Source organism: Psychrobacter sp. 16-MNA-CIBAN-0192 (genome assembly GCF_040309565.1).
GTDB lineage: Bacteria > Pseudomonadota > Gammaproteobacteria > Pseudomonadales > Moraxellaceae > Psychrobacter.
In genome coordinates this window covers 180,011-203,975 of record NZ_JBEOOX010000004.1, presented here as the reverse complement: position 1 = coordinate 203,975, position 23,965 = coordinate 180,011, and the positions used below count along the sequence as shown (strand labels likewise).

The 23,965-nt window shown below is 42.1% G+C and carries 20 protein-coding genes and 2 tRNA genes; 10 read left to right on the top strand and 12 right to left on the bottom strand.

All coding sequences use genetic code 11. From position 1 onward, the window contains the following. Positions 1–77: 77 nt before the first annotated feature. The 4 genes from AAEY78_RS05425 to dnaQ all read right to left on the bottom strand — a co-directional run bounded on the left by AAEY78_RS05425 (position 78) and on the right by dnaQ (position 5,717). Complete coding sequence (locus AAEY78_RS05425; protein WP_352337960.1) at positions 78–944, bottom strand: RnfABCDGE type electron transport complex subunit B; 867 nt, start codon at positions 942–944, stop codon at positions 78–80. Between the two features lie 99 nt (positions 945–1,043). Continuing rightward, entirely contained in the window at positions 1,044–2,027 is a 984-nt protein-coding gene (gene nudC / locus AAEY78_RS05420) for an NAD(+) diphosphatase (RefSeq protein WP_352337958.1), read from the bottom strand. Positions 2,028–2,176: 149 nt separating this feature from the next. Then, a complete protein-coding gene (locus AAEY78_RS05415) occupies positions 2,177–3,859 on the bottom strand; it encodes a hypothetical protein (RefSeq protein ID WP_352337956.1) in 1,683 nt (560 codons plus the stop codon). Positions 3,860–4,094: 235 nt separating this feature from the next. Next, positions 4,095–5,717 carry a DNA polymerase III subunit epsilon gene (gene dnaQ, locus AAEY78_RS05410; RefSeq protein WP_352337955.1) on the bottom strand — a complete coding sequence of 541 codons (1,623 nt, stop codon included), beginning with the start codon at positions 5,715–5,717 and terminating at the stop codon, positions 4,095–4,097. A gap of 372 nt (positions 5,718–6,089) precedes the next feature. Here dnaQ and AAEY78_RS05405 point away from each other — a divergent pair, with 372 nt between their 5' ends. Together AAEY78_RS05405 and AAEY78_RS05400 are read left to right on the top strand one after the other, a co-directional pair. Then, a complete protein-coding gene (locus AAEY78_RS05405; RefSeq protein WP_352337953.1) occupies positions 6,090–6,665 on the top strand; it encodes a hypothetical protein in 576 nt (191 codons plus the stop codon). A gap of 59 nt (positions 6,666–6,724) precedes the next feature. Further along, positions 6,725–7,030 (top strand): hypothetical protein, encoded by a 306-nt coding sequence (locus AAEY78_RS05400; protein WP_352337951.1) that lies wholly within the window; start codon positions 6,725–6,727, stop codon positions 7,028–7,030. A gap of 191 nt (positions 7,031–7,221) precedes the next feature. On the opposite strand, the gene AAEY78_RS05395 is transcribed toward AAEY78_RS05400, so the two are convergent. Then, positions 7,222–7,770, bottom strand: a complete 549-nt coding sequence (locus AAEY78_RS05395) for a YkvA family protein (protein ID WP_352337949.1) — start codon at positions 7,768–7,770, stop codon at positions 7,222–7,224. A 354-nt stretch (positions 7,771–8,124) separates the two neighbouring features. On the opposite strand from AAEY78_RS05395, the gene AAEY78_RS05390 reads away from it, so the two are divergent. Both AAEY78_RS05390 and AAEY78_RS05385 read left to right on the top strand, forming a co-directional pair. Further along, positions 8,125–9,447: an LD-carboxypeptidase gene (locus AAEY78_RS05390; RefSeq protein ID WP_352337947.1), complete on the top strand. Its 1,323-nt coding sequence runs from the start codon at positions 8,125–8,127 to the stop codon at positions 9,445–9,447. A gap of 63 nt (positions 9,448–9,510) precedes the next feature. After that, entirely contained in the window at positions 9,511–10,104 is a 594-nt protein-coding gene (locus AAEY78_RS05385; protein ID WP_352337945.1) for an HAD family hydrolase, read from the top strand. Between the two features lie 156 nt (positions 10,105–10,260). On the opposite strand, the gene AAEY78_RS05380 is transcribed toward AAEY78_RS05385, so the two are convergent. Together AAEY78_RS05380 and AAEY78_RS05375 are read right to left on the bottom strand one after the other, a co-directional pair. Beyond that, a tRNA-Leu gene (locus tag AAEY78_RS05380) sits at positions 10,261–10,346 on the bottom strand. A 137-nt stretch (positions 10,347–10,483) separates the two neighbouring features. After that, positions 10,484–10,557 (bottom strand) — tRNA-Cys (locus AAEY78_RS05375). A gap of 411 nt (positions 10,558–10,968) precedes the next feature. Here AAEY78_RS05375 and folD point away from each other — a divergent pair. Continuing rightward, complete coding sequence (gene folD / locus AAEY78_RS05370; RefSeq protein WP_352338055.1) at positions 10,969–11,835, top strand: bifunctional methylenetetrahydrofolate dehydrogenase/methenyltetrahydrofolate cyclohydrolase FolD; 867 nt, start codon at positions 10,969–10,971, stop codon at positions 11,833–11,835. Between the two features lie 133 nt (positions 11,836–11,968). On the opposite strand, the gene AAEY78_RS05365 is transcribed toward folD, so the two are convergent. The 5 genes from AAEY78_RS05365 to AAEY78_RS05345 form a co-directional block, all read right to left on the bottom strand. Then, positions 11,969–13,453, bottom strand: coding sequence for a di-heme oxidoredictase family protein (locus AAEY78_RS05365; protein ID WP_352337944.1), 1,485 nt, complete (start codon positions 13,451–13,453; stop codon positions 11,969–11,971). A 190-nt stretch (positions 13,454–13,643) separates the two neighbouring features. Continuing rightward, positions 13,644–14,102, bottom strand: coding sequence for an RCC1 domain-containing protein (locus tag AAEY78_RS05360; RefSeq protein WP_352337942.1), 459 nt, complete (start codon positions 14,100–14,102; stop codon positions 13,644–13,646). After that, positions 14,093–15,307 (bottom strand): chromosome condensation regulator RCC1, encoded by a 1,215-nt coding sequence (locus AAEY78_RS05355; RefSeq protein WP_352337940.1) that lies wholly within the window; start codon positions 15,305–15,307, stop codon positions 14,093–14,095. The genes AAEY78_RS05360 and AAEY78_RS05355 overlap by 10 nt, the downstream gene beginning before the upstream one ends. Positions 15,308–15,555: 248 nt before the next feature. Then, the gene (gene corA, locus AAEY78_RS05350) at positions 15,556–16,698 is read right to left on the bottom strand and encodes a magnesium/cobalt transporter CorA (RefSeq protein WP_502943676.1); all 1,143 of its coding nucleotides are present in this window, start codon (positions 16,696–16,698) and stop codon (positions 15,556–15,558) included. 227 nt (positions 16,699–16,925) lie between these two features. Further along, positions 16,926–17,315: a DUF2237 family protein gene (locus tag AAEY78_RS05345; RefSeq protein ID WP_352337936.1), complete on the bottom strand. Its 390-nt coding sequence runs from the start codon at positions 17,313–17,315 to the stop codon at positions 16,926–16,928. Positions 17,316–17,896: 581 nt separating this feature from the next. Between AAEY78_RS05345 and AAEY78_RS05340 the strand changes: the two genes are divergently transcribed. The 5 genes from AAEY78_RS05340 (at position 17,897) to rlmN (ending at position 23,822) form a co-directional block, all read left to right on the top strand. Continuing rightward, positions 17,897–19,165, top strand: coding sequence for an ATP phosphoribosyltransferase regulatory subunit (locus AAEY78_RS05340; RefSeq protein WP_352337934.1), 1,269 nt, complete (start codon positions 17,897–17,899; stop codon positions 19,163–19,165). Positions 19,166–19,285: 120 nt separating this feature from the next. Beyond that, positions 19,286–20,575 carry an adenylosuccinate synthase gene (locus tag AAEY78_RS05335; RefSeq protein ID WP_182406669.1) on the top strand — a complete coding sequence of 430 codons (1,290 nt, stop codon included), beginning with the start codon at positions 19,286–19,288 and terminating at the stop codon, positions 20,573–20,575. 298 nt (positions 20,576–20,873) lie between these two features. Then, complete coding sequence (locus AAEY78_RS05330) at positions 20,874–21,290, top strand: lysozyme inhibitor LprI family protein (RefSeq protein WP_352337932.1); 417 nt, start codon at positions 20,874–20,876, stop codon at positions 21,288–21,290. Between the two features lie 312 nt (positions 21,291–21,602). Then, on the top strand, positions 21,603–22,034 hold the full coding sequence (gene ndk / locus AAEY78_RS05325) for a nucleoside-diphosphate kinase (RefSeq protein ID WP_352337930.1): 432 nt from the start codon (positions 21,603–21,605) through the stop codon (positions 22,032–22,034). Positions 22,035–22,610: 576 nt separating this feature from the next. Then, a complete protein-coding gene (rlmN, locus tag AAEY78_RS05320) occupies positions 22,611–23,822 on the top strand; it encodes a dual-specificity RNA methyltransferase RlmN (RefSeq protein WP_352338054.1) in 1,212 nt (403 codons plus the stop codon). Positions 23,823–23,965: the final 143 nt, after the last annotated feature.

Sequence of the window (23,965 nt, the reverse complement as noted above, 5' to 3'; positions counted from 1 at the left end):
TGTAATTACTTTAAGTTGCCGTCTTTAAATAAATATTTTTAACAACTGTTTGAAAAATAATGTTTAACTAAACTAAACTATATTTGCATCAATGTAAGCTCTGCATGTAACGCATCGAGTTCAGCTTGTTTAGCAGGATTCGCGCGCACGCTGAGTTGTTTTTCTAATTTCTTAATCTTACTGCGTAGCTTAGCGGCAGCAATGGTATTTTTTGCTTGTTGCTCACTGATATCAAGGGTAGGGCTTGCCACGTTGTTCAATTTTGCCTCAACCATACTGACCACGGGTCTACTATTACTAGTATCGGCAAGCTGTTTGGTAACGCGCTCAAGATGGGTGTGATAGCGTTGGCGCAAATCATTTTGCTCGTGCGCGCGTGCTACAGGCGCAAGTTCGCGTTCAATAGTCACTAGGTCAATGCAATCGACCGGACAAGGGGCAATACACAGCTCACAGCCGGTACACAAGTCGGTAAATATGGTATGCATATGCTTGCCTGTACCAATGATAGCATCGACAGGGCAAGCAGGAATACATTTGGTACAGCCGATGCAGTCATCTTCGCGAATAACGGCACGCACTTCTTGCGGTCGCTGCGAGTGTGTCTCTATTGTCCATTTAGACGGTGCTGCTACAAGATGCTGCTCAGTTGCTAAAATATCGGCGATTTTATCAGTGACAGGCTGTCCACCCGGTACACATTTATTATGCGGTTCATGATTGGTGACAATAGCAGTCGCATAAGGCAAACAGCCATCGGGATGATTACATAATCCACACTGCGTCTGCGGTAAACAGGCGTCAATCTGCGCAATTTGTGTTTGCACATCGACAGGCAGCTCATCAAGCGCTAACGTATCAAATAAAATGGGCAAACTTGATAGGCGGCTTTGAGTATTATGGTTAATGAAGATTAAATCATCACGTATTACATCATTGGGCATTAAATTAAAAACCTTAACAGCAGTCATTATGAACTGGCATAAAAATAAAATAAGGGAGGTAAGTAGCGTTATTAATCATAGAAAATAAGAATAAACCAGCTAAAGGCTGATGCCGTATTCATCGGCAATTTGCTCAATCAATTGATAAGCAATACTGCCTTTAAACGGTATTTTCGGCAAATTTGATATATCAAAAAAGTCTGCATGTGATAGCTCGTCTTCTTGGAGCACAATATCACCGCTGGCATAGCAGGCGCGAAAGCCCAACATCAGATTAGACGGAAACGGCCAAGGCTGACTGCTAACATAGTTAATATCAGTGACTTTAATACCCACTTCTTCTCCCACTTCGCGCATAACCGCTTGCTCTAAACTTTCACCGACTTCGACAAAACCTGCAATCAGCCCGTATTGTAAAGGTGGCGTCTGCCGACCGTAACGATGATGATGAGCAAGTAAAATCTGAATCTCACCAGTGAGCGGATTGGGGCGAGTAATGGCGGTAATCACACAGGGTTGTACGCGAGGATACTGGCGCAGACCGCAGCCTGAGCACACCATCGCACGTTCACCTTGGGTAGCTACCGTAACAGCGTCACCGCAGCGACTACAAAATTTTGTATCTGCTTGCCAGCGTAATAGCTGTATGGCTTGGCTTAGCTGGCAGGCTAGGGCTACAGGTAAATGGGGCACCAGCTGGCGATAGGTTACCAAAGCCACGCTACCTGAAGTAACCGGCTGATTGACATTCTCATGGCTATTATCATTGCCAATCTCTAAGGTTGGCGCAGGTACGTTAACATTATGAGATTTGGCATAGCAGACGGTTATGGCGTATGTTGCCGGAAGAATAGGCTGATTATTTGATTGGCTATCTGGCTGATTAACTACAATGGTTTCTGTTATTTCTGCTGCTTCACCCTCTATCAGTAAAGGCACACAGCCTACTTGGTATGTTTGATACAGTTCGCTATTATTAGCAAAATCGTGAGGCATATCTATTTTAATAGGCAGCCATTCTTCGCCCGTATAGCGGCACAATACAGTCTCATTATTAAGTACAAAACTTGTCGTCAAACTCATCACTCATATTCCCAATCAGGCAGGATATGCCTGATGATTAAAGTACCATAATAAGACAATTAAATATTCAAACGCATATTATAAAAAGGCTTGAGCCAGTGCAGCGTTCTTTCATTCAATAATGTGCCAGTCACTAATTATTTTAGAAGCTAAGCAGCCAAAAGTTGCGTCAAACTATTTTGCGCGATATTCAATGACTGACGACTGATGGGACGATGATTCTCATAACTTTGCAGATAATAATCGACGGACATCAACACATCAGCGATATGCTCAAGAGAGTGATTGTCTAGCGGGTAGTCGATATCGAGGCGTCGCTCCAAATAACGCGTCAGTTGACTGAGCATACTAGAAGAGATGGGCATTTGTAAAAAACGCGTTGCCCCTGAAACTTGATGCAGCATTTCTGGCAGATTTCTAATATGTAGTACGTCATGATCGTTATCAGCAACATAATCATTTAGTGCCTGCTCAGCACTGGCAATAGTGGTTCTGCTCTCTTGAATCAAGGTATTATAAGCGGTATCAAGCTGGTGTAAAGAGATGCCTTCATTATTTAGAGGTAATTTAACAATACCTGGAGTATGCAATTTTGCCATGGTAATCATGGCGTTTTCAGCGCTCATTAAGGCCTGTAATAGATGGTCAAAGTCGCTAGGGCTTGGCGATTGCCATTTTATCACAGCGTTACCTGCTTCATATAACGCCGATGCCGCGGTATTTAAGCGCAATAATCGCAACGTGGAGCTCATCTCAATCAGCTCTTTTGTGATTTGGTTCACCTGTAAGTCAATAGCAGTAAGTGAATGGCCACGCGAATAGTTGTCTACTTTTTCTTTAATGTGATTGATTTGAGCTTGAATTAACTGGTGCAAAGTGTCAATAACCTGCCGGTTAGGACCCAATAAAAAACGTCTCATTTGCTCGCGCTGCGGTGTCTCTAGCTGATTGATGGCATATTGACTGCGTAATTGTTGTCCTTGGATATGGTTTCGCTGGCATGCCAAGCTCACCAGCTCGGCAAACCGACTGTCGTTAATGGGTAAATAACTATGAAACTGCTGCTCTAAATAAATCAGCGTGTGTTTTTGGCTGTTATTTAAGGGTAGGATGCTTTCAATATCTGTCATCGCTGCCGCTGCCGCTTGCCAAAATAGACAGTTATTATGAGCTGCAATAAAATTACAAGCACTGCTCATAGCGACCAATTTTTGCCGTTCAGCGTTTGATAGTTGACCATCATTATTGGTTAAGACGACAGAAAATCCGCTACGAAATGCATGGCTTAAGCGTTTATCGTCAAGATCCATAGCGCGTAGAGGTTGAAAGTTTTGTTCAGGATTGGCAACAATGACACTACTATTGCCGAAGTCGAAAAAGTAGTCGGCAGCAAGCGGCGCAAGATGCGCATGGACATGCAGCTTATTAATAATAGGTAGTAGTAAAGAGGGTTCTATCGTTTCCGTTAACAGCACAAACTCAATATAGCGATCAAGGGTCATAATCGCTTCTGATAAATCCATAATTAGGGCAGTATTGGTATTATCCCCACTATCATGCAGCTGCTGCAAGCTCTGTACAATCGCAGTAGTCAGCACCTGTCCACCCATCAATGAGATCAGCTCAAAGATACGCGATAATTGCGTTAATACCTCAATTGAGTCAAGTAACAAAGCGCTCTGCTGTTGATCATTGGTAAACTCGTTTAAGTAAGACTCGGTATCCCTAAGCGTGCTAATAATTTCATCATGCAACAAATGTAGAGAAGGTAGGTTGAAGTTAGTGATACTCAATGTTGGCAGGGTTAACAGGTCGTGCTCTGATTGGCTCATAATATTTCATCCATAAAATGCGGTTAATAAGCAACAAGATAATAATTCATTAATATCACTATTTATATATCATGCTTATAAAAGGGAACTATGATTCCTTGTGAATGCATAAATTTGCTCGATTGCTTCAGGAATCTAGACGCAGCTTAGCAGATTTCTGCTAAACATTAGCTTGGTTTTATATAAAAATAGCGATGTAAAATAATTATGCAAAGCAGCTAGGCAAAATAGCACATTACCATTGGCTTATAACATGCTTAATCTCAGGATAATCATCCGCTAAGCTGGTATACCACTCATTATTCGCGTGCTCGTCAGCACTCGATGCGACCAATAACGTGGCAAGATTGGCAAAGTGTGCATTGCCTGAGTGCCCGCCATCAGCTTGACTGTCCTCTTCAATGGCAAGTGCTACTTGACCACCGGTCATCGCCAAATATACTTCAGCTAAAATCTCTGAGTCTAATAATGCGCCGTGAAAGGTTCGGTCTTGCTTACCGACATCAAGACGACGTACCAGCGCATCCAAGGTATTTTTTTGCCCAGGATACTGTTGTTTTGCCATGACCAAAGAGTCGGTCACTTGCACCCGCTCAGCAAAATCGGTTATGCCAACGCGCTCAAATTCCATAGATAAAAAATTCATATCAAATGAGGCGTTATGAGCGATGATTTCAGCGCCGTCCATGAATTCATATAGCGACTGCGCAACTTGATCAAAGGTAGGCTTGTCCGTTAAGAATGCCTCAGAGATACCGTGAATGCGTATTACCACCTCATCCATGCCGCGCTGCGGATTGATATAGACGTGCAGCTTTTCACCGGTAAATTTACGCCCGATCATTTCAACAATACCGACTTCGATAATGCGGTCGCCTTTTAGCGGGTCAAGTCCTGTGGTTTCGGTATCCATAATCAGCTGGCGATTGGCAGCATGACGATTAATAGGTTGTGGTAATAGTGGGCGAAAATGCGGATTGGCTCGGCTGGTATCACCATCAAACTTGGGCAACTCTTCCTCTAGTGGCTTTTCTTCTAATAAGGCTGGTTCTGCTTCTGCCAATGTAGAATCCTCTAAAATAGAGGTGCTAAGAGGTGCGTTATGGGTAAAGTCTGATTGAGTATCAGAGTCATATGTATGCAGTGAAGCAGGCTGCTCTGAGCCCTCATCCATAATATTTAATCCTAAGGGATCGTTTAACAACCAATCACTGTGGTCTGTTTGAGAAGTATTATTGGACATTGAAGGCTCTTTTTTTTTAATGGCAATGCTGTTAGTTAACGTGTTTTCAGTCGAAGTGGCTTTAACAGCAGTCTCTTTGAGTAATGAATTTTGATTAAAATTACTGCTCTCAACATCGCTACTGGAGGTCACGCCAAGGTTTGCCAATTCATCCGCCTTTTCATTGCCAGCGTGTCCGGCGTGCCCTTTTACCCAATGCCATTCGACCTTGCGCGCGTGGCAAAGCGTATCGAGCTGCTGCCATAAATCTTGATTGGCAACTGGTTTATTGCTTGCTGTTTTCCAGCCTCTTTTTTTCCAATTAACCACCCACTCGGTGATGCCTTTTTTAACATAGCTTGAATCGGTCCAAATCTCAAGCGTAGGCTCATGCGGACTGTGCGTGAGTGCTTGAATTGCGCCCATCAGCTCCATACGATTGTTGGTGGTATCGGGCGCGCCGCCATATAAATCTTGGGTTTGACCATCACTAAATATCAGGTGTGCGCCCCAACCACCGGCGCCCGGATTGCCTTTACAGGCACCATCAGTATATGCCACTGTGGTATCAGGTTTTGCAGCTAGTGGATTATTAGCGCAAACAGCACTGACGGGCGATATCACGTTATCTGACATAAAAACTCAATTGGTTAATAAAAGACTTAGTTTATAAAAGATTTAATTTATAAGGGGCTTATAACAAACGGTATAAAAATAAAGTCTACACCATCGCATCAGAGCCATTACATTAATACCATCACTATTGGGCAAGGACAATGATTAAAAGCTGACTGATTATAACAAATCTGCTGTAGATAGCGACACTCCCAGTGGCGAAAACAAAATATAAATCAAGCAATTAACCAATCCCTAGATTATCGTATCAAGCTCGCTATAAAACCCTATATCAAAATCGCCAGTGCGTCTTTTTCTGTTAAAATGGCTATGATTATTAATCTCTCAAAAAACTAATTTTTCATGCCTTTATTCCTTATGCAGGATACCCTTATGTTGAGCTTATGCGCAGATACAATGTCTAAAAAATTCTCCCTGCTAGCGGTTAGTATCGCGGCTTGTAGTGCGTTATTATTGGTTGGCTGCGATAATAGTCAACAAGCAGAGTCAACGGATACAGCAAGTACCAAGGCGACAGCGGCTCAGCCGGATTTGTCCATATTTGCAGGCTGCTATACCGTCAGTCATGACGAGCCTGCACAAATTAAAGTCAGCGAGCAAGACGGCAAATGGGTGATGCAAATGAAGGAGCCTGCCGGTGCTAAGCGTGTTTGGGATGTGCCAGAGCCGTTAGAGGTCATGGCGACGAAAGATGTACCCAAATATTTTTCTATCGACCCTAACAATGTCGATGCGATTATCGGGCGTCCTGATAGAGTATTGGTGATGGCGCATGTGAAGCCGGTTTATGCCAATCTAGACCCACTGCTCGATAGCGAATATCTGTCTTATATTTATAAAGGTGCTAACACTATTTATCGCGTTGAGTGCGACGAGGTCAAGACAGATGTTTTAGCCAATCCGCATGCTAATATGCAGCATAAAAAGAATGCTACGACAGAGTTATAACGTTATTATTCTCTAAACCTCATCACTCTCTAAACCTTTGGATAAAGCGGTCAAATAATATGAATTTTTTTAGTTATGTGGTGTTGGGCGGCTTCTCTTATGCCGCAGGTTGGGCGATACGTACTTATATATTAGACAAACAGCCAGCACCTGAGCAGTCTTATAACCTAAAGCATCCCGTTATCTTAGGATACATGGGCGGATTTTTTATTATTATGCTGATTGTCTCTTGGTTATTGGGGCGTTACTTGCTTGGCCATACTACGATTGATTTGCCCTTTATTATCATCAATAGTTTGGTTGCCACCTTTGTCTATTCGTTTGGGCTTAATCCAGAAAAAGTGCGTTATGATGTGCCAGACTAAGTGTGAAGCGTACTAAAAATATACGAAACATATTTATTTAGATAGCATAAAAACTGTCGTTAATAATTAGCGTTAATAAAAATAAAAGCAGCGACTCATGATTCCCTCATAGGTCGCTGCTTTTTTACGGTATGACAATTTTTATTACCGTTTTTTTACTTGGCTTAATCAAATATTAATATGGATTAAAATTAAGCGCTTGGCGTATCTGTGCTAGTTTCTGCATCCGTGTCTGTATTAGTAACATTATCAGTATCAGCTTCTTTATCCGCTTTAGTGTCGACATTGCTATCTTTTGCGGTTTGCGCTTCTTTCCATACTTGATAGGTGAGCAAATCTTTTTCGACCATTTTTAAGCAGAACGCAATAATAATCGCATCATCAACATAGCCAAGCACAGGGATAAAGTCTGGGATAATATCAAGCGGATTCAAGATATAAACCAATCCTGCTACCACTGCCGCGATAGATTTGTACGGAACTGTGCGGTAATTGCCTTGAGAATAGTCTTTGACTAGGCTGATAAATAAGCCCACATCGGTCGCAAAACGTTCAAGATGGCTGCTTTGTTTCAGCTTCTCTTTAAGTTTTTCTTCCTCATTTAAGATATATTCGAGATCCGCATCTAACAGTTTTTCATTGGTTTCGCTATGAGCAATTTCTGCTTTCTTCTGGTTTATCTTATCGTTATATAGCATATTTTTACTAAGGTTGGTGTCGCTTTGGCTCTTATCGGTCATTATGATTATTCCTTGTATAATGTTTTTAAAATTATTGTCCGTGATAAAAATCAATATTCTTCATAATTTTGCACGTCTATACTATAGCAAGCCGAGCGTTAAGTACCAAATCGCTTGGTTATCATTTTGTTGCACAACGCTATGCTCTATAGCAGTAGGGTAATGTAACTATTGTTGATTTTAATAGCATCTAGCCTATATCGAATCGCTCGTCTATTGGCTAAATAATAAGATAGTCTACAATGGCATGTTATCAAGATAATTATAAAAAGTGTTAAGCAGTCTTAGAATATGACTCTTTAAGAAAATCTTTATAACAATAAATATAATAATCTTATAAAACTGGTGAACCCTATGTCTAACAAAAGCTCAGCCCTAAAAATAACGTTTACTGATAAAGTGGAAAGCGCTAACGTTAAAAACGTTGACGTTAAAAAAGTAATAAGGCTAAATCGCCGCCAGTTTTTGCGGCACATAGGGCTAGGGGCTAGTGCAGGATTAGTAGCGACGCAAAGCATCAGCCAGACTTTGGCAGGAGTTGGTAATTCTCAAGCGCATAGCTTTCAAAGCAATGATTTTAAAGACAGCACCAGTTTGTTTACCAAGGATGAATTGCCACTGACAGAGCTGGATGCAAGGTCGATATCTGAGCCGTTGGCAGCGCAAACGAATTGTATGGTGCCAAGCATTGAGACGCGACTGTTTGCCAGCTCCAATGTTGGCGGCAATAATGCTCGTAATCAGTTGGGGTTAGCACGGCTGGCGTGTGCCGGTTTTAAAGTCAGTAATCCTGAGGTTGTTAGTCGCCAATATTTGCGCTTTGCCGGCACCGATGGTCAGCGGGTCAGTGACTTACAGAATATTGCCACCGGCGCTATTGCCGCGCCCAAACTACTGCTTGGAGTGCGTGGCGGTTATGGCGCGGTGCGTCTGCTGCCAAAGATTGATTGGCAAACGCTTGGGCGCATTATGCAAGAGCGCGGCACGATATTGGCAGGCTTTAGTGATGTGACTGCGATTCAGTGCGCGCTGTTGGCAAAAGGTGGCATGAGCTCGCTTGCCGCACCCATGCTTTATAGTGAGTTTGGTAAAACCATTCCAGATGAAGTCAGCTCTCGGCAGTTTGTAGAAGCGCTCAGCAATCCTAAGCTAACAATTGATGTTAACAGTGCTGACTTAACCAGTAAGCAATTACCACTTATTTTGGCAAGCAATACTAGTAACCCGATAACAGGCACAATCTGGGGCGGTAATTTAAGTGTGGTATCAGCGCTGGCAGGTAGTGATTATTTGCCACGTATTGATGGCGGTATCGTATTTTTAGAGGACGTCGGTGAGCAGCCGTATCGTATTGAGCGCATGCTGTATGATTTGTATCTGGCAGGTGGTTTTAAACATCAACAAGCCATTGTCCTTGGGGCATTTTCGGGGATAGGGGCAGACAGCTATGATGCCCGATATGATGTGGCAACTGTAATTCAGCAATTGCATAAACTGACTGGATTGCCTGTTTATAGTGGTATGCGCTTTGGACATATTGAGCATAAACACAGCTTTCCGCTCGGTGCACGGTGCCAAATTGTGCCAAATACAAATGGCGGTTACCAATTAAGTTTTGCTGATTATCCGACCATAAATAGACGTGATATTAATGTTCAGGGGTTATGGCAAGGGTAGGTTTTTATCATAGCCACATTTTTATTATGGCGTGCCACAGTTTTGATAGAGTAGAGCAAATTTATGAATTTAGCATTATTTGATTTTGATGGCACCATTACCCATTGCGATACCTTCACACCTTTCATAAAAAAAGCAGTGCCGTCCTCAAGAATGTACTGGGGAGGTTTGCTGCTTTTACCCTCAATTATAGGTTACCGTATCGGTGTCTGCTCTGCCTCTACACTGCGGCAGCAAATAGTTTATGTATGTTTAAAGGGTTTTTCTACCACGCAATTCAAGGCACTTGGTGAAACGCATGCTAGAGAGTTTTTGACAACAGTTATTAGGGCAAATGCACTAGAGAGAATCAAGTGGCATCTTGAAGTGGGAGATAGGGTAATTGTCGTGTCAGCTTCGCTAGAGGTATATCTTAAGCCTTGGTGCGATGCACTAGGCGTAGAGTTGATTTGTAGTCAACTTCAAGTGAATAGAGAGTCGCTTACTGGTAAATATGCTAATGCCGATTGCTCAGGTGAGGAAAAAGCGAAGCGAGTGAAATCACTAGTCAACCTTGATGAATATCAAAAAATATATGCTTATGGCGATACTAAGGAGGACGAAGCATTACTTAAAATAGCTGATGAGCAATATTTTCAATGGCAAAAAAGAATCTGACTCGTGGCTATGAGCTTAGATTACTCATTAAGCGTTTTCATTTTCTATCTAATAGAATAAGTTAAATATCGATAACTGGCTTATTAAGCCTAAAATTAAGACAAAAAAATACCGTTAATAATAAAATTATTAACGGTATTTTCTTTACTACTATAATGGTACCCGGAGCCGGACTTGAACCGGCACGCTATTGCTAGCGAGGGATTTTAAATCCCTTGTGTCTACCATTTCACCACCCGGGCAAAACTTGTATTTATCTAATGTGAAGTTTGCTAAACAGCAATTATCTTCTTAGATAAGTGGTCGCTATTATAAGGGTTTTTATTATTAATGCAAGATAAAATTAATAAAAACTTTCAAATAATTTAACCTAAATAATTGGAGGCTGGAGCCGGAATCGAACCGGCGATCAAGGAGTTGCAGTCCAGTGCATTACCACTTTGCTATCCAGCCAATCAAGGTCGCCTATATTAGCAAGAATATTTTAAATTACAAGCTATTTTTTACTCAATTGTATATTTTTTAATAAAAAAGATTTTTTACAGCACTTAGAACACTAAGAAAGAGCAGAAACAGCATTTTATGCTGGCTGGTGGCTGAGTTTGAATGGCTTTAAAAAAACAATAGTGTTTATTACGTCAGGAAGAATTTTGAGCAGATAAGGGCTAACGGGTAGGTTTTTGGCACTAAGATAGGTACAATACCAAGCTCAAATCTGCGCTAATCCTACTTTTTTATCGCATTATCTATGGAGTTACTATGTCACAAGCTGAATCGTCAACAGCCGTATCAAGTACTGAGTCACCAGCCATGTCAACTGAGACCACAACGTATGAGAAACAGACGTCGTTGCAACATCAGTCAATGATAGTGCTCGATGGAAAAGCGCTTGCCAAGCAGATTGAACAAGACTTGCGCGTGCGTGTCGATGTGATTAAAGAAAAGACCGGTCGTACGCCGATTTTGGCGACGATTTTGGTTGGTGCTGATCCGGCATCAGCAACCTATGTGCGTATGAAGGGTAATGCTTGCAAACGTGTTGGTATGGACTCTATTCGTGTTGATATGCCGCACGAAACGACGACTGAACAGCTTAAAGCCAAAATTCAAGAATTAAATGACAATCAAGATGTGCATGGTATTTTGCTTCAGCATCCTGTGCCCAGTCACATCGATGAACGTGCTTGCTTTGAGCAAATTGACCTAGAAAAAGATGTGGATGGTGTGACTTGTTTGGGCTTTGGGCGCATGAGTATGGGCGAGTCGGCATTTGGGTCTTGTACCCCGCAAGGCATTATGCATTTGCTACAGCATTATAATATTGAACTGTCTGGTAAAGAGGCAGTGGTGGTCGGTCGTAGTCCTATTCTAGGTAAACCGATGGCAATGATGCTGTTAAATGCCAACTGTACGGTAACGATGTGTCATTCACGTACTCAAGATTTGGCAGAGACTGTTAAGCGCGCTGATATTGTGGTCGGGGCAGTCGGGGTGCCTGAGTTGATACGCACGGAATGGATTAAAAAGGGCGCGGTGGTGGTTGATGCCGGCTTCCATCCTACTGATAATGGCGGTGTGGGTGATATCCAGCGTCTTGGTATGGAAGAAGTTGCCGGCGCTTATACGCCAGTTCCAGGCGGTGTCGGTCCAATGACCATCAATACTTTAATCCGTCAAACGGTTATGGCAGCTGAAAAATCAGCGGGAATTACGGTTAATGCAAATAGCTAAATAGTTAATTAATACGGTTACAAGTCATAACTATCAACGTATAAAAAAGGGCTCCAATTGGCAGCCCTTTTTTGTACGTTAAGATTTGGATTTTCCTTAATAATACTTTTTATGTACGATTTTAAAACGCATTTTAAATACCACGTAAAAAGTTTAACAAGGTTTCTTGTTGAGCGATAGGCAATTGCTTAAAGCGCATTTTAGTCGCTTCTGCTTCGCCGCCATGCCACAGTATTGCCTCAGTTAAGCTGCTGGCGCGTCCATCATGTAAAAAACGCGCTGCAGGGTCACGAGCCACAATGCCAATGCCCCAAAGTGGTGGCGTGCGCCATTCAGCGCTCTCAGCATTTTTTTCCTTAACCCCATCATCGAGTCCAGCGCCCATGTCATGAAGCAATAAATCAGTGTAAGGGTAAATGGTTTGCTGCGATAACAGCGGGAAGCGCATGCTATCACCGGTTTTTTGCTTCGGCGTATGACAGCTGGCACAACCAACTTGAGCAAATAAATTTGCACCTTTATTAAAGTTTTGCAAATCTGTGATGCGACGCTCAGGAACTGCCAACGCAGTCATAAAGTCCGTCACTGCATCCAAGCTGCTATCGGTTACTTCAGGGCTACCGCCATTGATTGCTGTCCAGCAAATTGGCTGATTCACAGTGCAATTAGGCTCCATAAATAAGGACGTCGTTAGCCCCATATCTTGCGACATGGCATTGGCGTTTTGGATACGTAAGCTGGCATTGATAGCTTTCCAACCGAAGCGCCCAATACGCTGGCTACCATTAACATCGACCCAGTGTGCACGACCGCTGATACCGTCTTTATTACGATCATTTGGGTCAGCGGCAGCGATGATGCTGGCTTCAGGAATCAAATCAATTAATCCCATACCGACCAGTTGTGGTGAGATACGTCCGCTCATCACCATATCACCTAACGGCTGATTGGGGTCAGTTGGCGTAAAGTTAAAGCGTATTCCAGCTGGCGACTTATCACTTGCTGCTGTGGCAATATATTGCATACGACCTTCAGTCGCGACGCTGGGATTGATACTCTGATGCTGCATTTGCTCGCCATAATACGCGTGCGCTTGACCTTGTTTATTGCCAAGCCGAAATAAAATGGCATCACTTAACTCATTATTCTCCCGATAAATAGGTTTGCGCCCTTCAGCGCTATGGCATTGCGTACAGGCATTGGCATTAAGAAGCGGACCGACCCCGTCGAATAGAACGCGCCCTTCACCAGCAGGTGTCCAATGCGTGATAAATAGCTCGCGCCCTGGCGACACACCGCCTAGCGCGCTGCTGGGTAAATTGGGCATGATTTGTAAAAATGGACGAGTAATATCCGCCGATATCGTGGCTGAACCGCCTGCAGGTAGCCAATTGGTATCCGCTTCAGCTTGGTTATTATCATTGCTATTGTTATTGTCGTCAGGGATAACTGGTGGGGCAGGGTTATTCGGTATATCTGATACGTTATTGTTATCTGAGCCACCACAAGCGCTGAGCACCACTGTCAAGCTCAGTAAGCTGGCACGTATGATGGTGAGTAAAAAGGTAGGCGTTGGACGAATTGGTGCAAAAGATAAAAGTTTTACGGGTAAAAACATGGGGCTACCTAAAAAAATTGGTTTAAAACAGTGATTAAAAATACTGACTGATACATGTAAGACAAGAGCTATCAATAACCATGATATAAAGCAAAAAGGGCGACATACGACATGCCCCCTTTCTGTAGCTTGTTGCTATAAATTACTTTGAATCGCTTTTCTGTGGTTTGAGATATAACTATTCTTTATTTTATAGTTGGTTTGGCAAAATGGTCGGAATAGGATTGTTATACATCCAAACATGGGTAGTGTCTTTATTGCCTAACGAACCCTCAAAGCTCCAGCCCCATGTAAATAAGCTGCCATTTTTATTTGCTTCACTTCCTTTTTCATGCGCAATCAGATGCATAATGCCCATTGCCATCGTATCGATATTGGTTAGGCTAGGCAGGGTATCGGTCGGCTCATTCAAATTGTTATAAACAGTTTTACCTGTACCGTCAGTCTCGCCAAACATGCCCCATGGATAGACCTTGCCATTATCTAGCAGTACGTAACTGGCATTGCCATTAGCATAGACATGACGTACGGCTTTATCGTTAAACCATGGCAATTTGGTAGGTGTGCTAATCACGTCGCCCCATGATTTTTCTGTATTTTTATAACCAATACCGTTATAGCCAATTTGGCTGTTGCTATTTAACCCCAACCATACACCGTTTCTTTATTGGTCAGTGCCAAAATATGGTCTCGTCCAGCAGCAAGCTGTGTAATTTGTTCAATGTTGTTAGGATTATCTACCGTTTTATTAGTTGCTGTATTTGAGCTGTCGTTATTGCTAGTGGTAGCAGGGATGACATTAATAAGAACGGGCACAGCATTAAAATTGGCGCAATTATTTACTTTATTACACGCTTGACCGCGCCCAAGATTGGCATACGCATCGCTGCCCCAACCCCATACTTGCCCTTTATCATCGAGCGCATACGAGCTATTGGCGCTAGCGACCACTTGGATAATACGACCGATGCCTTGTGCCGCTGAAAAGTCGACTTTGACCGGCGTACTACTTTTAGCATTCGTGAGATTGGCATTGCCTAATTGACCTTGTCCATTAGCGCCAAATGCCCAAACGCTACCGTCTGCAGTTAGTACTAAATTGTGACTGTATCCTGCTGCCAACATAACCGCATGGTCGATACCCGCAATGGCACTGATGTCTAAGCGGCAGTCGTTTTTACTATTAGTACAATCATTACGCCCAGTATCACCGCGCCCTAACTGACCAAATTTGTCTTCACCCCAGCTGTAGACACGTCCATCTTGCGCAATGGCTAACGAATGATTTTGATTAAAATCAATGGCAACCAAATTGCGCGGCGCACTGTGCATCAGCATCGGCGTGTCTGGGTGTCCGATACTATCTGCGATTTTGGAGGTCATCCCTAGACCCGTTTGCCCAAAATTATTACCGCCAAAGCCATATAATTTGCTACTTTGCAGCGCGCCCGTATGGGAATTACCAGCCGCAACGGTATTACCGACATACAACGTTTTGGTCATGCGCATAACGTTGCCCGCATTATCCGTGGCCGTTAGCGTGACCGCGTTACTGCCTGCTGCCAATAAAATGCTGTCGTAAAAAGCACCGTCTTTATTAAGGTTTAATGGCTGCGCAAGTGCTTGGTTCAGCTGATAAGTCATGGATTTGATCCCACCATTATCTTGTACTGTACCTGATAAAAATAAGGCGGCTACCGCACTATAGCCGTTGGCAAAGTTGCTGTCAGTTGTCACCAACGGTGGCGTTACATCGTGAACCGTCGTATTCGAGTCAGCATCATTGCCACAGGCAGACAGCATCAAGGCTGCACTGGTAAAAATTAATGCCTGAGACAGACGGGATAAACGCATAAAAACCTCAATAAATTAGCAAGATGGAGCAAAAATAGTCGCGTAACGCGCATAAAAGCTGCGAATACTATTACAAATAATAATTATTATCAATAACGCAAATAAAAAATAGCGAGACGATCGGGTCACAAAGTACCTTTTCGTCTCGCTATTGATGTGTAGAAACATGCTGTTTAAAAGTGGATTTGGATGATATAAAAATTGTCTAAAATTATGTTTTAAAGATTATTAAAATAAAAGTAGAGACTCTATAACCAGCCCAACCTTTTAAAGTTATAGTATAAATAACTACATAATGAGCCAATAAATAACATAATAATTAAGTACGAATATTTCCAGTGTAATTCAGGCATAAAGTCAAAGTTCATCCCGTAAATTCCAGCAATGGCGGTCGGCACAGCTAAAATACCTGCCCATGCAGCAAGCTTACGTACCACCTCATTCTGTCCCATATTAACCATGGCGAGATAAGTATTCATTACCACGCTTAGCATCTCATTAAGACCGTTTATGGCATCAAGTGAATGTAATAGATGGTCATTCACATCACGAAAATAAGGCTTTGCTGCTTGCGAAAAAGAGGAGACCAAATCACTCTTTTTATGGTTGATAAAAAAGCTACAGATGTCTTGCACCGGCAAAATAACCGCGCGCATGTGCACTAGTTGCGACTTTAATTCATACAAATTCTTGAGCGTTTCTTTATTAAATTCATATGTAAAAATATTGCGTTCTTGTTCGCGCAAATAGCTGCCTAAGCGATCCGTCACCGGCATATAGTTATCAACAATAAAATCCAAAATCGCGTGCAAGACAAAAATAGGTCCCATACGCAATTTTTCAGGACGACGATTGCAATGATCACGCACTGGCGTATAAGGATTTGACGGACCGGTACGAATGGTGATTAGATAATTTTTACCCATAAATATCGCTGTTGTGCCGTAGCGGATTACATTATCTTCAAGCTTGGCAGTACGTATAACTACGAATATCGTATCGTTGTCATAATTCTCAACCTTAGCGCGCTGATGGTCGGCGAACGCATCTTCAATCGCCAGCTCATGCAAATCAAAGGCATTTTGCACTTTGGCAATGGTTTTTAAGCTGGGTTCATACAGACCGAGCCAGATAAACTGACCACTGTTCGTTAAGGCTTTATTGACATCGCTAAGCGGCAGCTGATCTAGTTGCTCACCCGTCTTACGTGAATAGGCATAACAATTAACGACCTCATCCGCGTTAGAGATATCGATATCTTCATAACGCTCCGAGTCTGGATCATATACCGTCATGGTCTCAAGCGTATCTGCGAGCGTGGCATCGGCATCGCCGTAGATATAACTGTCATAATCAAGATAGGAGCGGTCGTCTTCCATATCCACATACATATGGTCAAGATTGGATTCAGGTGTGAGACGAGTCGTTACTTTTAGTGGCTGGACATCATCGCGGCTCATTCACCCCTCCTTAATAAAAAAATATAAATAAGAACCATAATAAAATAAGCGACTGTTAATAAGCAGTCAGTCATAAGCAGTTTATAACAAGTAAACGTTATGCACTTATTAGCCTAAGTAATTATAAGGTTTAGTTAGCTGTAAAGTTCAGTCAGCTGTTAGATGGCATAACGCTTTAAAGTATCCATATCAACCAGCGTTAATAGGCTTTCATGACAAGCGGTCAGCTTAATCGGTGGTGCAACGTCATAATCCAATGCTTCAACCCAACGCAAAGCACAAATGCACCAAAAATCGCCTGGCTTTAAACCCGGAAAGTTATATTCAGGCAACGGCGTAATTAGGTCATTACCACGGCTTGACGAAAAGTTTAAAAATTCACTGGTCATTTTTACGCAAACGGTGTGTTGACCAACATCATGATTGCCCGTATGACAAAATCCATTACGATAATAACCGGTGATGGGGTCAAAACAGCAGCTGGCAAGCTCGCCGCCTAATACATTAATGCCATTAATAGCAGGATTTGGGTGGTAATCAGATGACATAAGGTCTCCGAGAGGAATAATAAAAGAGTGGTATAAAGTATGATTGACTATGTCAGTATAGGGGTCAGGACGACAGTTAACACAATAGCCATCACCAATAAAAAGTGCGGCTAGTGTAACATGACTCTAACCCAAAGTTATCATTCAAATCGTGCGCAGAATGTCAGTTGAACGATAGATTTTGTAAGGTCTAACTTCACTACTATAGATAACCTAACTTCCAAAATAGAGGTTCTCTATTATAAAAAATCTTTGTTTATAGTCATTTATTAAATAACAATTAATCATAGTACGAGTAAATATTAGCGCGAATTGTGACTAGGCGAGACTTAGCGTTTATGCTAAACTTAAGCGTAAAGCGCCTTAAATATTTAGCATATTAATGCTGTCGTTTTACCTGCTTTACCAATATTTATTATTCACTCATCTGAGCTTACCTAGTTTTTTATAATAATTGGGCTGATGAAGTTGTGCGTTAAAAATACAAAGTGGCTGTCATAACTGTTAAGTTAATGATATCTCACCCTTATAATTATAATGCCGCGTTTTTTGGTAAGCGCTATACCAAACAAGGATTTATTGTGTCTGTCAGTTCTGATTCTACTACCCTCGTCTCATCAAGCGCGCCTAGTCAAGTAGTCGCTAATAGTCTTCCTTATCTAAGTGACTTTGCCAGCGATGTGGCGAACAGTTGGCTATTGCCTGATGGCGTGGCAGATGTGTTGTTTGAAGAGGCACAAAAACAAGAAGTGCTGCGTCACGAGCTTACTCAGCAGCTAATTACCTATGGCTATCAGCTGGTCTGCCCGCCGATGATTGAGTTTACCGAATCATTATTGAGTGAGGCGTCAGAGGATCTAAAACGCCAAACCTTTAAGATTATCGACCAGCTCTCTGGTCGCTTGATGGGCGTGCGTGCGGATATTACCCCGCAGATTTTACGTATTGATGCGCATCAAGGAGGCGAGGGTATTGCTCGTTATTGTTATGCAGGTCACGTGGTTCATACCTTGCCTTCAGGATTGTTTGGCTCGCGTATTCCGCTACAGCTCGGTGCAGAGATTTTTGGTTGTGCGTCATTGACGGCGGATATTGAGTTGATTGACGTACTTTTTACCTTAATTAATAGCCTGAATATGGATGCAGCGTTGCATATTGACTTAGGGCATGTGGCGATATTCAAACGCTTAGCTGTATTGGCGCAGTTGCAGGATAGCGATACTGAGCATTTAATGCATCTTTATGCCAACAAAAACTTGCCAGAGCTAAAGCGCGTTTGTCAGTCTCTGCCGATGGGCGATGACTTTTATGCCTTAGCGCGTTTTGGGCATGATATAACGCATCTGTTATCTAAGTTATCAGATACCGCGCAGCAGGATACGCAAATTGCAGAAGCAATCGATGAGTTGCAGCGCTTGACTCACCATTTGCAAGATCGTTGGAAGTGCCAAGTGAGTATTGATATCACGGAATTGTCAGGGTATCACTATCATACCGGTATTGTTTTTAATGGTTATATCAATAGTGAAACTCAGCCTTTGGTGCGCGGTGGACGTTTTGATGGCTTACAAAGTCATACCCAGCAGCCACGTGCAGCAACCGGTTTTAGTATGGATGTTAGTCGTTTATTGGCACATACGCAACTTGAGGCGCCAACGGTGGTTATCGTTGATTATGCTGCTTTGAATAATGCTGATGAGACCCAGTTAAATGTGCTAGAGCAACAGTTGGTCAGTCTGCGTGAGCAAGGTTATCGCGTAACCATGCCGTTAGATGCGCAAGATTGTCCTAAAAACAGCACTCATCGTTTAAGTTTAATTGACAGTCAATGGCAGTTATTAGCCGTTTGATAAGTTAACTGCATAAGTTTTAAATGAATATTTTCAAGAAGTTTTTACGTTACAGCCCACTAGGGTTATTGTTAAAATCGTTATCGTACACACCTCAATACATCATTGTAAGGATTGATCATGGGTAAGAATGTCGTAGTTTTAGGTAGCCAATGGGGCGACGAAGGTAAAGGTAAAATCGTCGACTTGCTTACCGAAAAAGCCTCAGCGGTTGCACGCTTTCAAGGCGGACATAACGCGGGTCACACATTGGTTGTCGATGGCAAAACCACCATCTTACATTTAATCCCATCTGGTATTTTGCGTGAAGGCGTGACTTGCTTTATTGGTAATGGGGTTGTACTAGCGCCTGATGCCTTACTAAAAGAGATGAAAGGCTTAGAAGATAACGGTGTACCCGTTCGCGAACGCCTACGTATCTCGCCAAACTGTCCGCTTATCATGCCGTATCACGTGGCTCTTGACCAAGCGCGTGAAGCCAAACGCGGTAGTGGTAAAATCGGTACGACAGGTCGTGGTATCGGTCCTGCGTATGAAGACAAAGTAGCGCGCCGTGCCATTAAGCTTGCGGACTTGTTCCGTGAAGATTTAGAAGAAAAATTACGCAACTTGATTGAATATCATAACTTTCAACTGACGCAGTATTATAAAGTTGAAGCTATTGATTTTGATGAGACGCTTAAGCTTTGTAAAGAGTGGAAAGAAGCCATCAAAGGCATGGTTACAGACGTCACTGAAGAGCTTGATCAATTGCGTCGTGCTGGTAAAAATCTAATGTTTGAAGGTGCTCAGGGCACGTTACTTGATATCGACCACGGTACGTATCCGTTTGTGACTAGCTCAAGTGTGACTGCTGGTGGCGTATCAACTGGTACAGGTATTGGTCCATTATACTTAGACTACGTATTGGGTATTACTAAAGCCTATACTACGCGCGTAGGCAGTGGTCCATTCCCAACTGAATTGTTCGATGATGTGGGTGCACATTTAGCCAAAGTTGGTCATGAATTTGGGGCAACGACTGGTCGTGCGCGTCGCTGTGGTTGGTTTGATGCCGCCGGTTTACGCCGTGTTGTGGTATTAAACTCACTAACGGGTATTTGCTTAACCAAACTTGACGTATTAGACGGTCTAGAAGAGCTACTTATCGGCGTTGGCTATGAGTTGCCAGAAACTGAATGTGCTGGCGCGCATGATGCTGAATTCTATGAGTCAGTAACGCCAATCTACGAGACGCTACAAGGCTGGAGCGAATCTACGGTTGGTATCACTAACTATGATGACCTGCCTGAAAATGCTAAAATTTATATCAAGCGTATCGAAGCATTAATTGATTGCCCAATTGATATTATCTCAACCGGTCCTGACCGCGAAGAGACTATCGTACTACGTGATCCGTATGATGCTTAACTAGTAATAAAGTTAAGTGGTAAAAAGGCTACTTAGTAACACTTAATAATAACCTCTATTGTTTAAATGCAATGGAGGTTTTTTTACAGCATTTTTTTAAACACTCATAAAAAAATGCTACTTCTTAATTACATAAAGTTAGTATAACCCCTTTTAAAAAGGGGTAGGCTTATAGTAATAAGGTGTAGTGAAATTACTATTTTTATTAAATAACATTTAACAATTGAAGAGGTAACATTGTAAAAATAATATGGTAAAAAGGATTTTGCTAACCGTTAAATAACAAGAGGGATCTATTATGAAAATGAATAGCATTAATCGTACTATTAGTAAAACGTCTTTAACGATGTTGGCGTCAGCAGCTTTTATGTTTCCTATGATCTCTTGGGGCGCACAGAATTGTGATAAACCGATCAATGACTTTGACGGATTATACTGTTTAACCAAGGTATATTTGGAAGCCGATAAAGAGCTGAATAACTCTTATACTAAGCTAAATAAAGTCTTAAATAGTACGCAAAAATCTAAACTTAAACGTGGGCAATTGGCTTGGATACGTGACCGCGATGAGCGTTGTAGCTATCATAATGACGAAGGTTTCTTTGTAAATATGAACTGTGCGACCCGTACGACTACCAGTCGCGTTAATTTCTTAAATGATCGGGTACGTGAATGTAGCGCTGGCAGCTGCCGCGACAGCCGTCTAGGAGAGTAATTACTCAATCATAAGCATGAAAAAGCCATTGAGATATGACTGATATTGCCTTTATATAGCTAAGCTTTAAAATTATCCATTTCAAAACATGGTAATTTCAAAGCTTTTTTAAACCTTCCTTTTCTGAGCAGTTAGCGTAATTGCCCCTATCATTTATAGCCTTAATCATTATAATAGACAACAATCACATATTTGGTAGGCTAGATACTGTTTTACTAAGTGCTGTTTTTATTAAGTAGTGTTATGCCAAGTGCTGTGGTCAATTATAATATAAACTTACCCTTTTCACTGTTACCTCATTAGGAGCTTCTCATGGCTATCGAACGCACGCTATCTATCATCAAACCTGACGCCGTTGGTGGCAACCATATCGGTGCTATTTATGACCGTTTTGAACAAGCCGGTCTAAAAATCGTTGCCGCTAAAATGCAACAACTTGATGACGAAAAAGCTGGCGGTTTTTACGCTGAACATGCTGAGCGTCCATTTTATAATGATCTAGTATCATTCATGACTTCAGGTCCAGTATTAGTATCTGTATTAGAAGGCGAAAATGCTATCGCTAAGCATCGCGATATCATGGGCGCAACCAACCCTAAAGAAGCCGCTGAAGGTACTATCCGTGCCGATTTTGCCAGCAGCATCGATGAAAATGCGGTTCATGGTTCAGATTCAGCAGAATCAGCCCAGCGTGAAATCAGCTACTTCTTCAGTGATGGCGAAGTTTGTGCCCGTACGCGCTAATTGCGTTTATACCAAGAACACGCATGATAACTGTAAATAGTCGTGTTAAAAACGATTGATAGCTAACTATGAATCGTATGAACTATTTATCTAGCGTGTCGTTAAACGGCTTATATCCACTAGGGTATAAGCCGTTTATCTTCTTATTATTCGATAGTTATTTATAGTGTTTGCTTAACAAAAACTAATTTAATTATAGTGCATTTGTTGAAAACATCAGCTTTCTGCCTCATGATAAATGGCTAATGTCATTATGTTTTATCAAGAATTGCTTATTATTAATATAAAATACTGATATTCTTGTTAGCATTCTTAACATTATCAATCCTTTATTAGCATCCATTCTGTCTCAAAGTTATTTACGTTAATCAGCTTGGCACAATAAAAGCGCTTAATGCAGATAGCATTATCGACAGTTCGCTTATAAAGGATTGCTAATTTTTATTTTATTGCACCTTTTACACGATGCAAACCAGTACGACCAATAGGTAACCGATTATGTCAACTGTAGCCCCAACTTCTGCCACGCCCACTGCGTCATCTTCTGATTCAACATCTGAATCAGCATCTCAGCCAATGCCTAAACCAGTACGCCGTTATAATCCCATTCAACTGGTAGATGAGGCGCAAGCGAAAACCAATTTATTAGGGATGACGCCAGCACAGCTTGGCGATTATTTTAAGAGTATTGGTGAAAAGCCGTTTCGAGCGACCCAAGTTATCAAATGGATTTATCAGCAAGGCGTGACTGACTTTGAAAAAATGACCAATTTAAGTAAAGGTTTGCGTGAAAAACTATCCACTCATGCCTGTGTTATTCCGCCAAAGGTGATTCATCGTCAATACAGCGATGATGGTACACGCAAATGGATATTTGAAGTTACCGGCGGCTCGTTGGTTGAGACGGTATTAATCCCTGCTGAAGATGGTAAAGTCAATGGTCGCAAAACCTTATGTATCTCTTCGCAAGTGGGCTGCGCTTTAGACTGTAGTTTTTGTAGTACCGGCAAACAGGGCTTTGAGCGAGATTTGACCGCTGCTGAGATTTTAGGGCAGTTGTGGGTAGCCAATGCCTCATATATGACGGATGCTGAGGACAGTTTGGAGCATGTTGATCACAGCGTCTGGGAAAATAATGTCACCAATGTAGTGATGATGGGCATGGGTGAGCCGCTGCTAAACTATCGCCCCGTTGTTAGCGCAATGGAGCTGATGCTGAGCGATCATGCCTATGGGCTGTCAAAACGTCGCGTGACCTTGTCGACTTCTGGCGTTGTTCCTAAAATGTATGACTTGGCAAAAGAAATCGATGTGGCATTAGCGATATCGCTGCATGCGCCCAATGATGAATTGCGTAATGAGTTGGTGCCTATTAATAAAAAATATCCGTTACATGAGCTAATTGCGGCAGCAAAAAACTACGTCCATGACGTTAATCCGCGCCATAAAAAGCATGTCACCATTGAATATGTGATGCTCGATGGGGTCAATGATAAGGATGAGCATGCTCATCAAATGGTCGCCCTACTAGAAGGTCTGCCAAGTAAAATCAATCTTATCCCATTTAACCCATTCCCGCATGCCGGCTATGATAAATCTAGTAATAATCGTATTCATGCCTTTAGCAATATTTTAAGTGAAGCCGGTTTTGTTTGTACCATTCGTCAAACACGCGGTGATGATATTGATGCGGCATGTGGGCAATTGGTCGGGCAAGTAGCCGACAGAACACGCCGTTCGGCAGCTTGGCAACAAAGTATTAAAAACCGTGAAGCCGCGCAAAAATAATTAGTCAGAATCAAAAGAATTTGAACGATTTACTTCGGTTTATATGTCGTAATGGTAATAGATATGTAGCAAAGGTAACTAAATTTTACTTATGTTCGCAAAATCTATTAAACTGTGGCTCATTGAAACCCTTTGTACGTACT

What these genes read in the sequence shown, in the direction of transcription:
- AAEY78_RS05425 (WP_352337960.1), bottom strand. Translation starts at nt 944, where the DNA reads ATGCCCAATGATGTAATACGTGATGATTTAATCTTCATTAACCATAAT.
- nudC (WP_352337958.1), bottom strand. Translation starts at nt 2,027, where the DNA reads ATGAGTTTGACGACAAGTTTTGTACTTAATAATGAGACTGTATTGTGC.
- AAEY78_RS05415 (WP_352337956.1), bottom strand. Translation starts at nt 3,859, where the DNA reads ATGAGCCAATCAGAGCACGACCTGTTAACCCTGCCAACATTGAGTATC.
- dnaQ (WP_352337955.1), bottom strand. Translation starts at nt 5,717, where the DNA reads ATGTCAGATAACGTGATATCGCCCGTCAGTGCTGTTTGCGCTAATAAT.
- AAEY78_RS05405 (WP_352337953.1), top strand. Translation starts at nt 6,090, where the DNA reads ATGTTGAGCTTATGCGCAGATACAATGTCTAAAAAATTCTCCCTGCTA.
- AAEY78_RS05400 (WP_352337951.1), top strand. Translation starts at nt 6,725, where the DNA reads ATGAATTTTTTTAGTTATGTGGTGTTGGGCGGCTTCTCTTATGCCGCA.
- AAEY78_RS05395 (WP_352337949.1), bottom strand. Translation starts at nt 7,770, where the DNA reads ATGACCGATAAGAGCCAAAGCGACACCAACCTTAGTAAAAATATGCTA.
- AAEY78_RS05390 (WP_352337947.1), top strand. Translation starts at nt 8,125, where the DNA reads ATGTCTAACAAAAGCTCAGCCCTAAAAATAACGTTTACTGATAAAGTG.
- AAEY78_RS05385 (WP_352337945.1), top strand. Translation starts at nt 9,511, where the DNA reads ATGAATTTAGCATTATTTGATTTTGATGGCACCATTACCCATTGCGAT.
- folD (WP_352338055.1), top strand. Translation starts at nt 10,969, where the DNA reads ATGATAGTGCTCGATGGAAAAGCGCTTGCCAAGCAGATTGAACAAGAC.
- AAEY78_RS05365 (WP_352337944.1), bottom strand. Translation starts at nt 13,453, where the DNA reads ATGTTTTTACCCGTAAAACTTTTATCTTTTGCACCAATTCGTCCAACG.
- AAEY78_RS05355 (WP_352337940.1), bottom strand. Translation starts at nt 15,307, where the DNA reads ATGCGTTTATCCCGTCTGTCTCAGGCATTAATTTTTACCAGTGCAGCC.
- corA (WP_502943676.1), bottom strand. Translation starts at nt 16,698, where the DNA reads ATGTATGTGGATATGGAAGACGACCGCTCCTATCTTGATTATGACAGT.
- AAEY78_RS05345 (WP_352337936.1), bottom strand. Translation starts at nt 17,315, where the DNA reads ATGTCATCTGATTACCACCCAAATCCTGCTATTAATGGCATTAATGTA.
- AAEY78_RS05335 (WP_182406669.1), top strand. Translation starts at nt 19,286, where the DNA reads ATGGGTAAGAATGTCGTAGTTTTAGGTAGCCAATGGGGCGACGAAGGT.
- AAEY78_RS05330 (WP_352337932.1), top strand. Translation starts at nt 20,874, where the DNA reads ATGAAAATGAATAGCATTAATCGTACTATTAGTAAAACGTCTTTAACG.
- ndk (WP_352337930.1), top strand. Translation starts at nt 21,603, where the DNA reads ATGGCTATCGAACGCACGCTATCTATCATCAAACCTGACGCCGTTGGT.
- rlmN (WP_352338054.1), top strand. Translation starts at nt 22,611, where the DNA reads ATGCCTAAACCAGTACGCCGTTATAATCCCATTCAACTGGTAGATGAG.